The sequence below is a fragment of the Erwinia rhapontici genome, assembly GCF_012271765.1.
Taxonomy (GTDB): domain Bacteria; phylum Pseudomonadota; class Gammaproteobacteria; order Enterobacterales; family Enterobacteriaceae; genus Erwinia; species Erwinia rhapontici.
In genome coordinates, this window is record NZ_VRKO01000017.1 from 166085 (window position 1) to 178332 (window position 12248).

The 12248-nt window shown below is 50.8% G+C and carries 17 protein-coding genes; 11 read left to right on the forward strand and 6 right to left on the reverse strand.

Translation table 11 applies throughout. The features are described from left to right. Window positions 1-20: 20 nt before the first annotated feature. Both cpxA and cpxR read right to left on the reverse strand, forming a co-directional pair. Window positions 21-1400: an envelope stress sensor histidine kinase CpxA gene (gene cpxA / locus FVB43_RS22470; protein WP_133846421.1), complete on the reverse strand. Its 1380-nt coding sequence runs from the start codon at window positions 1398-1400 to the stop codon at window positions 21-23. After that, a complete protein-coding gene (gene cpxR, locus FVB43_RS22475; RefSeq protein WP_133846420.1) occupies window positions 1397-2095 on the reverse strand; it encodes an envelope stress response regulator transcription factor CpxR in 699 nt (232 codons plus the stop codon). Before cpxR ends, cpxA begins: the two co-directional genes overlap by 4 nt. A gap of 152 nt (window positions 2096-2247) precedes the next feature. On the opposite strand from cpxR, the gene cpxP reads away from it, so the two are divergent. Next, the gene (gene cpxP, locus FVB43_RS22480) at window positions 2248-2757 is read left to right on the forward strand and encodes a cell-envelope stress modulator CpxP (protein ID WP_133846419.1); all 510 of its coding nucleotides are present in this window, start codon (window positions 2248-2250) and stop codon (window positions 2755-2757) included. Window positions 2758-2990: 233 nt separating this feature from the next. Here cpxP and FVB43_RS22485 read toward each other — a convergent pair whose 3' ends face one another. The 3 genes from FVB43_RS22485 to FVB43_RS22495 all read right to left on the reverse strand — a co-directional run bounded on the left by FVB43_RS22485 (window position 2991) and on the right by FVB43_RS22495 (window position 4689). Further along, window positions 2991-3980: a phage integrase gene (locus tag FVB43_RS22485; RefSeq protein ID WP_167864810.1), complete on the reverse strand. Its 990-nt coding sequence runs from the start codon at window positions 3978-3980 to the stop codon at window positions 2991-2993. Between the two features lie 82 nt (window positions 3981-4062). Continuing rightward, the gene (locus FVB43_RS22490) at window positions 4063-4362 is read right to left on the reverse strand and encodes a helix-turn-helix domain-containing protein (RefSeq protein ID WP_133846417.1); all 300 of its coding nucleotides are present in this window, start codon (window positions 4360-4362) and stop codon (window positions 4063-4065) included. 24 nt (window positions 4363-4386) lie between these two features. After that, window positions 4387-4689 carry a helix-turn-helix domain-containing protein gene (locus FVB43_RS22495; RefSeq protein ID WP_133846416.1) on the reverse strand — a complete coding sequence of 101 codons (303 nt, stop codon included), beginning with the start codon at window positions 4687-4689 and terminating at the stop codon, window positions 4387-4389. A gap of 134 nt (window positions 4690-4823) precedes the next feature. Here FVB43_RS22495 and FVB43_RS22500 point away from each other — a divergent pair, with 134 nt between their 5' ends. The 3 genes from FVB43_RS22500 to FVB43_RS22510 all read left to right on the forward strand — a co-directional run bounded on the left by FVB43_RS22500 (window position 4824) and on the right by FVB43_RS22510 (window position 5776). Next, window positions 4824-5105: a Cox family DNA-binding protein gene (locus FVB43_RS22500; RefSeq protein ID WP_167864811.1), complete on the forward strand. Its 282-nt coding sequence runs from the start codon at window positions 4824-4826 to the stop codon at window positions 5103-5105. A gap of 7 nt (window positions 5106-5112) precedes the next feature. Beyond that, window positions 5113-5379 (forward strand): hypothetical protein, encoded by a 267-nt coding sequence (locus tag FVB43_RS22505; protein WP_133846414.1) that lies wholly within the window; start codon window positions 5113-5115, stop codon window positions 5377-5379. 136 nt (window positions 5380-5515) lie between these two features. Continuing rightward, a complete protein-coding gene (locus FVB43_RS22510) occupies window positions 5516-5776 on the forward strand; it encodes a hypothetical protein (RefSeq protein WP_133846413.1) in 261 nt (86 codons plus the stop codon). A gap of 176 nt (window positions 5777-5952) precedes the next feature. Here FVB43_RS22510 and FVB43_RS22515 read toward each other — a convergent pair whose 3' ends face one another. Further along, window positions 5953-6228 (reverse strand): hypothetical protein, encoded by a 276-nt coding sequence (locus FVB43_RS22515; protein WP_133846412.1) that lies wholly within the window; start codon window positions 6226-6228, stop codon window positions 5953-5955. Window positions 6229-6285: 57 nt separating this feature from the next. Between FVB43_RS22515 and FVB43_RS22520 the strand changes: the two genes are divergently transcribed. From FVB43_RS22520 to FVB43_RS22550, 7 genes are all read left to right on the forward strand, one after another. Then, window positions 6286-6843, forward strand: coding sequence for a hypothetical protein (locus FVB43_RS22520; RefSeq protein ID WP_133846411.1), 558 nt, complete (start codon window positions 6286-6288; stop codon window positions 6841-6843). A 74-nt stretch (window positions 6844-6917) separates the two neighbouring features. Then, a complete protein-coding gene (locus FVB43_RS22525; protein ID WP_167864812.1) occupies window positions 6918-7148 on the forward strand; it encodes a DUF2732 family protein in 231 nt (76 codons plus the stop codon). Next, window positions 7148-7375, forward strand: coding sequence for a TraR/DksA family transcriptional regulator (locus FVB43_RS22530; protein WP_133846409.1), 228 nt, complete (start codon window positions 7148-7150; stop codon window positions 7373-7375). The genes FVB43_RS22525 and FVB43_RS22530 overlap by 1 nt, the downstream gene beginning before the upstream one ends. Then, complete coding sequence (locus FVB43_RS22535) at window positions 7372-8277, forward strand: Dam family site-specific DNA-(adenine-N6)-methyltransferase (protein WP_133846408.1); 906 nt, start codon at window positions 7372-7374, stop codon at window positions 8275-8277. Before FVB43_RS22530 ends, FVB43_RS22535 begins: the two co-directional genes overlap by 4 nt. 49 nt (window positions 8278-8326) lie before the next feature. Continuing rightward, window positions 8327-10657, forward strand: coding sequence for a replication endonuclease (locus FVB43_RS22540; protein WP_167864813.1), 2331 nt, complete (start codon window positions 8327-8329; stop codon window positions 10655-10657). 67 nt (window positions 10658-10724) lie between these two features. Then, a complete protein-coding gene (locus FVB43_RS22545) occupies window positions 10725-11426 on the forward strand; it encodes a DNA adenine methylase (protein ID WP_197931317.1) in 702 nt (233 codons plus the stop codon). Between the two features lie 8 nt (window positions 11427-11434). After that, window positions 11435-11842 (forward strand): hypothetical protein, encoded by a 408-nt coding sequence (locus FVB43_RS22550; RefSeq protein ID WP_167864814.1) that lies wholly within the window; start codon window positions 11435-11437, stop codon window positions 11840-11842. Window positions 11843-12248: the final 406 nt, after the last annotated feature.

Here is a 12248-nt window from a genome sequence, read left to right on the forward strand (position 1 = left end):
GAGGGCCGAAGGATAGCAAATTATTCACGCTGAGTGGTATACAGCGGTAGCCAGAGTGTCAGACGCAATCCACCCAACGGGCTGTCGTCAGCTTTGACCCAGCCGCGATGCTGCTGAATAGCATTATCAACAATGGCCAGGCCCAAACCTGTGCCGCCGGATTCACGATCGCGTGCTTCATCAGTTCGATAGAACGGACGGAAAATCTGTTCGCGATCTTCCTGGCTGACACCAGGCCCATCATCATCCACATGCACGGTGATACCCTGTTTATCCACGGCAAAACTGACGGAAATCTTGCTGTGTGAATAGCGAAGCGCGTTGCGAACGATATTTTCCAACGCACTTTCGAGCGCGCTGGGATTCCCGTACAGAGGCCACGGACCGGGTGGATAAGGCACCTCCAGTGTTTTCCCCATCTGTTCCGCTTCGAAGCGTGCATCTTCCAGAACATCGGACCATAAGTGGTTAGCCTTAATGGCTTCACTGACCAGCGCATTGGTATGCTGAGTGCGTGATAACACCAACAGATCGTTGATCATGCCATCCAGACGCTGTGCCTCCATCTCAATCCGTCCCAGCTCTTTGCCTTCACCATGACGACGGCGCATCAACGCGGTCGCCAGCTGCAAGCGTGTCAACGGGGTGCGTAATTCGTGAGAGATATCGGACAGCAGCCGCTGCTGAGAGTTCATCATACGTTCCAGCGCACTGACCATCTGATTAAAACTGGCACCCGCGGCCAGAAACTCTTGCGGTCCGGATTCCAGTTCAGGCCGCTGACGCAGATTGCCCGCCGCAACATCATCGGCAGCATGTTTAAGCTTACGTGCGGGTTTCGCCAGGCTCCATGCCAGCCACAACAGCAGCGGTGAACTGATCAGCATCGTGACAATCAGCAGTAACAGCGGGCGGTCAAACAGCAGATTAATAAAATCGAGCTGCGAACTGCCTGCCGGACGGATCAGATACAGCTGATAGTTATCTTCTCCGTCGCGTATGGAAAATGGCCCGACCATCTCAAGTCGGCCATATTTTTTCTTCTGCGGATGATCGGCATTATCGGACTGGCCGATAAAGTTACGGATCACTTGCATTTCGTTATGCTGAGCGCCAATCACACGCCCTTCGCTGGTGACCAGCAGCAGGCGTTGACCGGGCGGAGCCCATTTATCGATGGCGCGGAATAGTCTGCGCCACCACATTAAGTCATTGGGCGGATCCTGACTCAGCTCCGCTTCAACGTGCTGCTCAATCATAATCCCCTGCCGTTGCTCATTATCCAGCAGCGGCGTCATCTGACGGGAATCGAGCTTGGGCAGCATTAACACCAGCATCAATACCAGTGCCAGAGTCAGCCAAAAAATGGCAAAGATGCGGGTGGTCAGGCTGGATATCATGTAGCAGACACCATCAGATATCCCCGGCCACGCAGCGTTTTAAACCACGGATGGCCGTCTCTGCGCTCCGGCAGCTTACGCCGCAGGTTAGAGATATGCATATCAATTGCCCGGTCAAACGGTGTCAGTCGCTTGCCGAGAACTTCCTGGCTGAGATGTTCACGGGATACGACCTGGCCCAAATGCTGTGCCAGCAGGTAGAGCAACGTGAATTCCGTTCCTGTTAAATCCAGCGTGACCTCATCGAAACTGGCTTCCTGACGACCCGGGTTCAGGCGCAGTAAATCCACTTCCAGCGTGGGTGAGCTGTTGTCGTGCTGTTGCTGCTGTTCACTCCAGTTAGAACGACGCAAAATGGCACGAATACGGGCAACCAGTTCGCGGTCGTTAAACGGTTTCGGCAGATAGTCATCTGCGCCCAGTTCGAGACCAAGGACACGGTCCAGTTCACTACCACGTGCGGTTAACATAATGACCGGCGTCTGGTGCTGCTGACGCAGTTCTTTCAGGGTATCGATACCGTTTTTCTTCGGCATCATCACATCAAGTAATAATAGATCGACAGTGCTGTCCAGTAGCGCCAGTGCCTGTTCGCCGTCACCGGCCACCAGGACATTGAATCCTTCCATTTCAAGCAATTCTTTCAGTAGCGAAGTCAATTCGCGGTCATCGTCAACCAACAGGATCTTATTCATTTTTTATTGCCCTCCGCAGGCAAAATACCGTGAACGAATGCGCTCAATCCATGACTTTACGTAGTTTTACACCCCCTGACGCATGTTTGCAGCAGGCACCGTAGACTCATTCTCGTTGAATCGAAATACGGAAACAAACCTGGGAGTAAACGATGCGCAAAGTTACCGCCGTCGTTGTTGTTCCGGCGCTGATGTTCACTCTCTCCGCCGCATGGGCTGACAACGTCGCGACGACTGACGAGATGCATCAGGATGACGGAGCAAACCGTACACTGAGGCAGGTTCCGCAGAGTCATATGTTTGATGGCATCAACCTCACTGAACAGCAGCGTCAGCAGCTACGAGATCTGATGCAGCAGGCACGACACGATCGTTCTCCTATAAGTATTAACGATTTAGAGCGACTGCACGAACTGATTATTGCAGATAAATTTGATGAAGCGGCCTACAAGGCTCAGGCGGAAAAAATTTCACAGGCAGAGGTAGCGCGCCAAATCGAGATGGCTCGGGTTCGCAACCAGATGTATCACCTGTTAACGCCTCAGCAGCAGGACGTTTTAGAACAGAAACATCAGCAGCGCTTTGATGAAATGCGCCGGCTAACGAACATGCAGCAGGCTTCACCGCTGCAGGCAGCAAGCAGTACCGGCAGTACCCAGTAACATAGTATCCCTGTTTTTCCTTGCCATAGACGTATCCCTGTCTTCCCCCCTCATGAAGAGGGGGTTTTTTTTCAGTGACTTACGTCACTATCCTTTCTGATTCAGCTACTTATAAAAGTTTAAAGCAGTTAGAACCAGTTGCAACCATCTGGAATGTGGTCGCGATGTGGTCACTCCTGGCATCACGAAATGACCTCACCCTCAAAACTCTATTAATAAAATGGCACTGCTGCTTAGTACGCCTTTTCAATGCCGCCGCGCAATGGGTTTAACGTCACCGCGTGCTGAAGGAAATCAGGGGAAAAGTGGGCGTATATCAGGGTTTGCTGAATCCCCGCGTGTCCCAGAATATCCCTCAATGTCACTATGTTGCCACCGTTGATCATAAAGTGGCTGGCGAACGTATGCCGGAGTACATGTGTTGCCTGGCCGCGCGGCAGGTCTGGTACTACCGTCCTCAGCTTGATCCGGAAGTTTTCATAATCAACTTTAAACAGCTTGCCGGTCGCTTTAGTCTTAATGAGTTTTTCCAGATCTTCAGAAATCGGCACAACCCGATTTTTTCCGTTTTTGGTCGCAACATAACTTACCCTTTGCATGCGCACTTGCATGGCCCCCAGGTTCGAAGCCTCACTCCATCTTGCACCTGTGCTAAGGCACAGCAGTGCCACCTTTCTTTCGTCACCATTCAGAACGGCCAGCAGGCGGTTTATCTGATCGGGCATTAAGAATGTGACCTCAGGGGCAACCTGCTTGAGAACTGGCAGTTTCTCTATGGGGTTCGGCTCTTTGTATTCCCCCATCTTAATTAACGTCTTAAACAGGCCGCTCAGGCGGTACATGTCACGATTAATAGTGGAAGCCGTTATCCCTTCATTCAGCCGCGTGATGCGCATTTGCTGAAGCTGCTTTGTTGTCAGAGCATTAGCCATCGGGTTGCCCAGGTGCGCCGCTGTCTTAAGAAGATGCCTCCTTTCGATAATCCCGGTTGGGATGGTTGAGCCATAAACTTCAAACCAGTCAGACACCAGATCGGTCAGCTTGCGCCTCTCCGCCTTCGGTGCGTGCCATTCTTCCCGTTTGCTTGCGGTCGCTATAATGTGCATCTCAAAGGCTCTCGCCTCTGACTTTCTGTCAAACTTCCGGCGGATGCGTTTTCCATCGCGTCCCACCGGTCTTATGTCCACTTCGTATCGACCATCATCAAGGGTTTTAATGCTCATTTGGTGAGCCTCCTGATGGATGGTGTTGCTGCTTCTTCATTCGCTGTGGTGCCGTGGCTTAAAAGCCAGGCTGAATGTAACCCTAACCAGCCCTGTCTGTTAATTGGGGTGATTCTGTTTTCTCTGGCCCACTGTGTGAGAGAGCCGGAGCTATTTGTCCGGCTGCCTCAGAAGTTTTGCCGATCATCAGCCACAGCGTGTATTTCTGAAATCGTTCGACCTCGAGGATTCGCTCAATGATGCTGATGCCAGCAGCTTTCCACTCTGTTTCATAGTTTCTAATTGAAGAAAGGCCTAAGCCTGCTATCTGAGCAAGTTCGCTCTGTGTTAGTCCTTCCGCCTTCCTGATGGCGCGTAATTTTTCCGCATAATTCCGTTTCATACTTCTTCCCCAAAGGTTAATTGATTAGCGAGGCTGCTTGATCGCAGCTGTAGCTATATCGCCCTCAGAGATTAACTCTTCAGCACCTTTTGGTGCTATTTGACCCGCTTCTGGTGCCGTCTGGTCAGTCATAAGCCATAGCGTGTACTTCATAAATTTAGGAAGGCCTATTACCCGCTCTATGATGGTTAGCCCTACTACCTGTCCTCCAGATTCATAATTTCTTATAGAACTTAGACTTATCCCCGTTTCACTAGCCATTGCTGCTTGGGTAAGCCCCTCTGCTTTTCGGATAAGTCTCAGCTTTTTGTGATAGCTGCTTGACATGATACGGAACTCCGTATTAAATCACCTCTGAGATACGGAATCCCGTATCAAGGTTTGTAAGTAAAGCCAGCCGCCGCTAGAAGCCGTAGGAAGCAGTTAGAAGCGGTTGGAACCCAACACAGGAGATTAACACGATGAGCGAAATTAGTGGTGTTTCCGAGGTTAAGAGCCTTATCGACGCTGTTACATACCAGCGCTTCGGAGAAATGATCGGCAAGCCGACCAGCGCTATCAAAGCGATGGCTGAAAGTAACAAACTGCCGTTGATCGAATGGCGGAACCCGGAAAACCCTACAGCGCGTGCCGGGGAGAAAATGGTCTATCTCCCTGAATTTAATCGTGCAATGCGGGATGCATATTACAGCCGACCGACCGAACAACGCGATGCCTGGTTGCTTTGGTTGGGACTTAATTAAGGTGGTGATGATGGCGCATCAGCTTGTTGAAGTGCATAAGCACCTTTCTTTGTATCGTGGATTCTCTATCTCACGTGCGCCACGGTCACCATTGTTCCCGCGTCACCGCTACATCGTGACAAAGGACGGCAACTATTTTGGTCAGGACTTCGCGCAGGCTGAGGCGATAAATATCATCGACCAGCTGTGTGCTGACCAGGAAAAGTGGCTCATTAAATTAACCGGGTTTATTCCTACTTCGGAAATTACAAATGTCACGACCACTGACGAGTGACGATATTATTTTTATTGTTTCATTGTGCGCAGTCGCTTACGGCGTAATTGAAAGTATCCAGTTAATGATCCGTGATTACTGCCGCAGGGCAAAAATGAAACGCACAGCAAAATAATCAAATTACGGAAATAGAATCATGCGCGAACAATACCGGACACTGGCGGATAACCTGCTAAATGCATTCCACCATAAAATTATGAATTTAAAAGCGGCTACGGCTATTGCGCCACATGTGCGTGAAACGTCTACCGCAGATCATGCATTTCGTCTGAGCGTAGGTCTTGAGGGTTTGCAGACAGTGGCGAACGCCGCTGGAGACAATGAGGCCTATGAAGAAGTTGAACGGCTGATCTCTAAAGTCAGCTGCGGTAACTACCCCATTCCGGGTAGCTGGTAATACTCCGGCGCTCAGCGCCGGGCCTATCCGAGGCATCATTCACAAGTGGTGCGCCTGATGGGAATTTAAAGGGGGAGGTTAAGTGAATACATATCTGTTCTTTGAGCGAATCCGGGGCAAGGGCCATGCAAGGGGCATGGCGCGTACTGAATTTGGTCGCGAGTTACAACGCAGTGTTAGAGAGGGGGAGGCTCGGAAAAAGCGGCAAAATAAAGCTTGGCAAGATGCGCTTCAAAATCTTCACTGTCATCCTTGATGTCAGCTGGTCGGCGGTCATAGAGGCTTAAAATTCTTTGTAGGTCGTTACTGGTTTGAGTTCTCTGATCAACTGACAAAGTTTTAAAAATGGTAAAGGTGAAATGACTAAGGGCGTGATGCTCTGCTCTGTAAGTGCGAATGTCAGCTTCAAGGTTCTCAATGCGAGCAAGTAGCTGTTTAGATTCGTGACTCATAGGTTGTCCTTCTGTGAGTGGTTGACAGGCCTGTATCCCTTCCACGGTAAGACAGGCTTGGAAAAAATATCACAGAACCATGTGCCGGACATGGTTAAAAATCGGCACTTATCCGAGGCATCATTCACGAGTGGTGCGCCTGATAAGCAACGATTAGAGGTGATGGTTATGCGGATTATTGCGGGAGGTATTGGGGCGGTTAACCCACACGCCGCGATAGCACGGCCTCACCTTGAGGCGTTTCACAAGAAAGTTGATGAAATGCGTGGCGGGAGCAAGATGGCACTGGCATTTAATAAGCTGAATATGGCAGAACGCAAAGTTGTTTTTGTGCTGGGTAACTCCCTTGCAACCCGTTCACCGCAGGTGATGGAAAAACTATCCGAAAAGCACGTTTCTTTAAATTATGACCAGCTAACGGCAAAAGAAAAATTAACCGTTATACGAGGTATGAAAGAAATAAAGAAACTGGCTAATAAAATTCCTTACAGCCCACCGGGTGAAGAGGAAGCCTTAAAAAATCCCCGGAACGTAACTTCAGCATCGCTGGAAGATTATCGCGCCGATGATGCCGAAATACCGCGCAGCAATGTAAATAACGCCGCCGGATTCTGATTTAAACCACAGCTGTGAAAACAGGCGCTTTATTTGCGTCGGGATTCTTATTGTCCATTTTCAGGAGACTACACATGAAAAATCTAGAAAGCCGTTTGATAGAAGCCAATGCAGAAGCTGCTATGGCTGCGCTGTTCACGAAGGCCAATGCCGAAGGTCAGAAGGCAAAAGTCCTCTCTGTTTCAATCCGCCTGAACGCCCTGGCTATCCATATCGCTAAAAAAGAACTTCCTATGTCAGACGTCGTTGCGCTGCTGATGAAAGAAGCCCTGCGTTTTGAGGGTGAGGCGGAGGCACTGCACTGATGGCTGACGCAATGGATTTAGAGCAGGAGCGCCAGGCGGAAACGCTGGCGCGTCAAATCAACAATGCGCGGCAGCTGCCGACGCAGCCCAGCGCGTTTTTCTGCGAAGAGTGCGGGGAGCCAATTCCTGAGGTTCGTCGCGCTGCCATTTTCGGCGTCACTACCTGCGTTTTCTGCCAGTCGCTTATTGAGCGCCGTGCAGCCCACCTAAAAGGCAGTAACCAATGAATAAAACCATTTTGAAATGGGTAGGTAGCAAGGTCAAAGTGATGACCGAGCTAAAAAAACATCTGCCAGCCGGTGATCGCCTTGTTGAGCCGTTTGCCGGTTCATGTGCAGTAATGATGAACACCGATTATCCGGCGTACCTCGTTGCGGATATCAACGCTGATCTGATTAACATGTATGTCCAGATTAAGCAGCATGAAAACGTCTTCATCGCGCTGGCCGCGAAGGTGTTTGCGCAGAATAAAACAGCCGAGTGTTACAAGGCTATCCGCGCCGAGTTCAATAACGAGCCAGCACTCACACTGCTGTATCGCGCTGTCTACTTCCTGTATCTGAACCGCCACGGTTATCGTGGTGTTTGCCGCTACAACCTCAGCGGTGGCTACAACACTCCGTTCGAACAAATCGCGAAACCATATTTTCCTGAAAACGAGATCCGCGCATTTGCTGAAAAGGCTGGCCGGGCTACGTTCGTTTGTGCCGGTTTCGCCGAAACCCTCGCTTTGGTCCGGGCCGGTGACGTGATCTACAGCGATTCACCATATGACGGCACTTTCTCCCAGTACCACACAGAGCGTTTTGGCCGCCCTGAACAGATTGAGCTTGCTGCGCATCTTGAACAGCTGCGTAGCCAGGGCTATCCGGTTGTGGTTTCGAATAGCGACACAGAGTTTACCCGCGAGGCGTATGCAGGTTTCAGCCTGAATAGCATTACCACGTTTCGCAGTGTTGGCGTTGCCGCCGGTGCCGGGAAGAAAGCGGCTGAGATATTGGCCGTAAGTCCTGGTGGGAAGATTTGCGATGCTTGCGGGCGTGCTGGCGGTGGTTTTTGCCCCGACTGCGGGCCGTGCTGCGGTGATGCAACCTATAACGCGATATTCGGGGTGCGGACGAGTGCCTGATCACACTCGCGGACGAGTAGCTCCATCCCCCCCACCTCCGTTCCCCGGTATGCTGCCAGAGCCTGCCGGGGCTTTCGCATGGAACGCACCGCGCCAATATAATTTTGAAGAGCTTGATCGCTCACCTTCCGTAATTCGTTACCGTAATCTGGACGGCGAAAAGCGCAGCATTTCCCTTTTTGATTATGACGGACAGAAAAAAACTGGGGATTCGGAGGTCCGTTTACTGCGCCGCCGTCTGGATTCGTTGCCGCAGTATATCCGCCGTTACTACGACCAGAAATTAAGCAACGTAGAGAAAAATCAGGGGAATAAGAAAGCGTCCAGCTGGTTGAAAAATACCTTTGGGCGCTTTGTTCTTCCTCGCATTGATGGCGTTAACGAAAAATACCTGCCGTTAGATACGCTGCCTATGAACCTCATGCATCTGCGTGATGATCTGCGCCGCATTCCGTGGGCGGGTAAGCGTGAACTGAAGAAACTGGCTTACCGCCTGGCTGACTGTCTTACTGCTGAATTTATGCGTGAGTCTGATCATCAGCTGTCACGACATGGTGATTACGAATTCGCGATCATCTCAGGTTATGGCCGGGCTGGTTGGCTTATTACCCATCTGAACATGACGGCTCCGGGCTGGCGTGCGTACTGCAAAGAGGAGCTGACGGCAGACGATGCATTGCGCTGTGTTGCCCGTATTGAGTCGTCAGCGTGGTGGCTGCGCCGCCTGCGCCGTTTGCATGACCAGTGGCGTGAGCATCTGATGATCGCAGCTGGCTACGTCCATAAAAAAGCAAAACCCTATTGCAGTGAGCCTTGTCTGAAGGAATGGCAGGCGCAGAAGAAAGCTAACCGCGAATACATCAACGCGATGGAGCTTGAGGATAAAGAAACCGGGGAACGGATATCGCTGGCTGACAAAGTTAATGGCAGCGTTGCTAATAAAAATATTCGTCGCGCTGAGCTGATGGCGCGTATGCGTGGGTTTGAAGACCTGGCGAAAGCTGACGGGCTGGTCGGGGAGTTCTATACCCTGACGGCCCCGTCAAAGTTCCATGCTATGCAGCAAAGCGGGCGACGGAATAATAAATACAACGGTGCGAGCCCTCGCGAAACGCAGCGTTATCTTTGCAACGTCTGGTCAAAAGTCCGCGCTAAATGGAAGCGTGAAGGTATTCGCACATTCGGTTTTCGTGTCACTGAACCTCACCATGATGGGACTCCGCACTGGCATGCGCTGCTGTTCTTCCGCCCGGAAGATGTGGATTATGCGCGTGCTATTTTCCGCAAATATGCGCTGAAAGTTGATGGTCATGAAAAGGGAGCTGAGGAAAATCGATTTATGTCTGTTCCGATCGACGAGGCTTTCGGATCGGCTACGGGCTATATCGCAAAATACATCTCTAAAAATATCGATGCGCATGGGATGGAAGACGAAACGGATGATGAAACCGGGGAACTTCTGACGGAGATGTCTGCACGCGTCAGCGCGTGGGCCTCGCGCTGGAACATCCGACAGTTCCAGCAGATCGGCGGTGCGCCGGTCACCGTTTACCGTGAGCTTGGCCGCTTGCGTGATCGCGACCTTTGGCTTTTCCCTGAAATAGTCCCCGCACAGGTTGCCGCCGGTGAATATGACTGGGCGGGTTATGTCACCGCTCAGGGTGGTCCTCTGGTTCCTCGCGATCTTCTCCGCGTGCGCCTCAATTATGAAGTGACTGAAAACGGTAATGACTACGGTGATGACGTCAGTCATGTAACGGGTGTTTACTCACCGTTTGATCCGGCATCGTCGGTGATTTTTACCCGTACCAACAGTTATCAGATAGTCCCGAAGGCGAAAGAAGAGGCCGTTGAGGCTGTTGCCGTGGGTGTTGACCTGGCTTTGTCAGGCGGCCCCGCCGCCCCTTGGAGTTCTGTCAATAACTGTACGCGGGAGCCGCGAAAGCTGAAAAAAATGGCCGTATCGAGCACGGTCAGAGGTGACCATGTGGTACCGCCAGCGGTGGTTACCGACGTCAATATTTGGGACGGCATTGATTTTGACAAAATGACACGTAAGCAACGCCGGGCGTTCAATGAAAATCTTGTGTCGCTGAGTAAAAAGCCTCGTTCGGCTGTTCAGGGCGTTGCTTCAGTCCCCCCGGGACGTGCGGCGGCGCTGGCGGATTTTGCTAAAAGTTGTGGTCTGAACATCACTGAGCTTGAGGCAACTAAGCTGGCGGCCGGTGAGATTTTAACGCTGAACGGTAAGCGCTGGCGGGCCCAGGCAGACGGCGCTATCAGAGATGCTGGCCGCAGTGATGAAGAGATTAAGAGCAGTTTAATGAGTCGTGTTTATAAGCTGGCGAATTCAGCAAGGCAGCAGGGCGGCCAAAAATGACCATGCTGGCCAGTTGTCCGGTGGTCAGAAATGACCGTACTGCAGTTATTTTTTAGGGGGGTGAATCATGGGTTATTTAGGGAGTAAGGCGGCCAGCGGCGCTTATCAGAAAATAATATCACTGATGCCGGTGCACGATACCTACGTTGAGACTCATTTAGGTGGTGGTGCCATTATGCTGAGGAAGCCGCCCGCAGCGCTTAACATTGGTTTTGATATTGACGTCATTACGATAGAGGCTTTTTGCCAGGGTAATCCTGATTTTCTTGATGGCCTGGCTGATGATCTTATGATTTCCGTGTCAGATGCGGTTACGGAATTAAATCAACTGGCTTATGGGGAGTTGGGGAAGGTGCTGATTTATGCAGACCCGCCATATCTTGCGGAGACGCGCACCAGTAACGCAAAGTATCGAAACGAATATACGCGGGCTGACCATGTGCAACTGCTGCAATGCCTGCGCCGAGTGCCAGCGAATGTTATGTTATCGGGATATCCTTCCGCGCTTTACGATGAAATGTTACCTGATTGGCATACAACAGAATTTCAGGTGATGACACGCGGTGGTGTCCGAACTGAAAAGCTTTGGATGAACTACGACCCCGCAGTTGTGCCGTTATTTTCTTCCGCTTTCGCGGGTGATGACTATGAAGACCGGAGGCGCATCAAGCGCAAAGCTGCACGGTGGCGTGAGAAGTTCAGGCTGTTGGCGCCGGGGGAAAGGCTTGCGGTATTGGCGGCATTGTCGGAGGTCGAATTAAACGGATAATTCCTAAAGTGGCGACGTTTTGCCGCCTCGTCTGTTGTTTTCTTGACCTGTCCACGCTTCGCAGATATACAGAAATCGAGTTCAACCCGCTTGGAGCGGACCCGATGAAAGTTTACGATACCAATTATCCCCCTGATACTTTTGGCCGCATTAAGATGGGGATGATCAAAGAGATGTACCTCAGCTATAACGGATATTCGAAGCCTGTAGGCGGTGACAGCCTGCGTATCAGCTGCACATATCAGGGTGTTGTAAGGGATGTGATCACAGTGAAAATCGTATCAGCTGCGGATAGCTCTGATGCACCGGAAACGGTGCTTATCAGGGTTGAGGGGCGTTTGGCTGATATGGGTAAGCTGACGGGCTGCGATAATGGCTGGTTCCATCGCGATCACCTTCCGCGCCTGCAAAGCTGATGAGTTGGCGCCAGTGGCTGTGCTGGCGCTTGCTTAACGTGTGTACCCCATATTTATCAAAAAATACCGCTTCAGATCGTAGCCCTCTTCTGCGTACTCCTTCCATGATGGTTGGTAATAACTGATCCACTCGTTCGCCTCGCGGCGTGTGAAGTGGTGGTTAACTTTTTCCAGTTCTTTCACGAAATCGGACGTGTTAACCACCTGTCCTCTGGTGGAATCTCTTTTGATGCTGTTCAAAAATGCTGATTTTATTTCGTAATTTCTTGCCATAGGTCAACCATATTTAACTGTATACATATACAGTATTTCATATTTTGGCATAAATCAATTTTCAATAATTCATTGAATAATAATGAATATTATTCCTTCTGGATTTTTCTTGATAAGAATTATCTTAAAAAAT

Bases quoted from the DNA above. Each gene is read 5' to 3' on its own strand.
- cpxA (WP_133846421.1), bottom strand. From the start codon at position 1,400: ATGATATCCAGCCTGACCACCCGCATCTTTGCCATTTTTTGGCTGACT.
- cpxR (WP_133846420.1), bottom strand. From the start codon at position 2,095: ATGAATAAGATCCTGTTGGTTGACGATGACCGCGAATTGACTTCGCTA.
- cpxP (WP_133846419.1), top strand. From the start codon at position 2,248: ATGCGCAAAGTTACCGCCGTCGTTGTTGTTCCGGCGCTGATGTTCACT.
- FVB43_RS22485 (WP_167864810.1), bottom strand. From the start codon at position 3,980: ATGAGCATTAAAACCCTTGATGATGGTCGATACGAAGTGGACATAAGA.
- FVB43_RS22490 (WP_133846417.1), bottom strand. From the start codon at position 4,362: ATGAAACGGAATTATGCGGAAAAATTACGCGCCATCAGGAAGGCGGAA.
- FVB43_RS22495 (WP_133846416.1), bottom strand. From the start codon at position 4,689: ATGTCAAGCAGCTATCACAAAAAGCTGAGACTTATCCGAAAAGCAGAG.
- FVB43_RS22500 (WP_167864811.1), top strand. From the start codon at position 4,824: ATGAGCGAAATTAGTGGTGTTTCCGAGGTTAAGAGCCTTATCGACGCT.
- FVB43_RS22505 (WP_133846414.1), top strand. From the start codon at position 5,113: ATGATGGCGCATCAGCTTGTTGAAGTGCATAAGCACCTTTCTTTGTAT.
- FVB43_RS22510 (WP_133846413.1), top strand. From the start codon at position 5,516: ATGCGCGAACAATACCGGACACTGGCGGATAACCTGCTAAATGCATTC.
- FVB43_RS22515 (WP_133846412.1), bottom strand. From the start codon at position 6,228: ATGAGTCACGAATCTAAACAGCTACTTGCTCGCATTGAGAACCTTGAA.
- FVB43_RS22525 (WP_167864812.1), top strand. From the start codon at position 6,918: ATGAAAAATCTAGAAAGCCGTTTGATAGAAGCCAATGCAGAAGCTGCT.
- FVB43_RS22530 (WP_133846409.1), top strand. From the start codon at position 7,148: ATGGCTGACGCAATGGATTTAGAGCAGGAGCGCCAGGCGGAAACGCTG.
- FVB43_RS22535 (WP_133846408.1), top strand. From the start codon at position 7,372: ATGAATAAAACCATTTTGAAATGGGTAGGTAGCAAGGTCAAAGTGATG.
- FVB43_RS22540 (WP_167864813.1), top strand. From the start codon at position 8,327: ATGCTGCCAGAGCCTGCCGGGGCTTTCGCATGGAACGCACCGCGCCAA.
- FVB43_RS22545 (WP_197931317.1), top strand. From the start codon at position 10,725: ATGGGTTATTTAGGGAGTAAGGCGGCCAGCGGCGCTTATCAGAAAATA.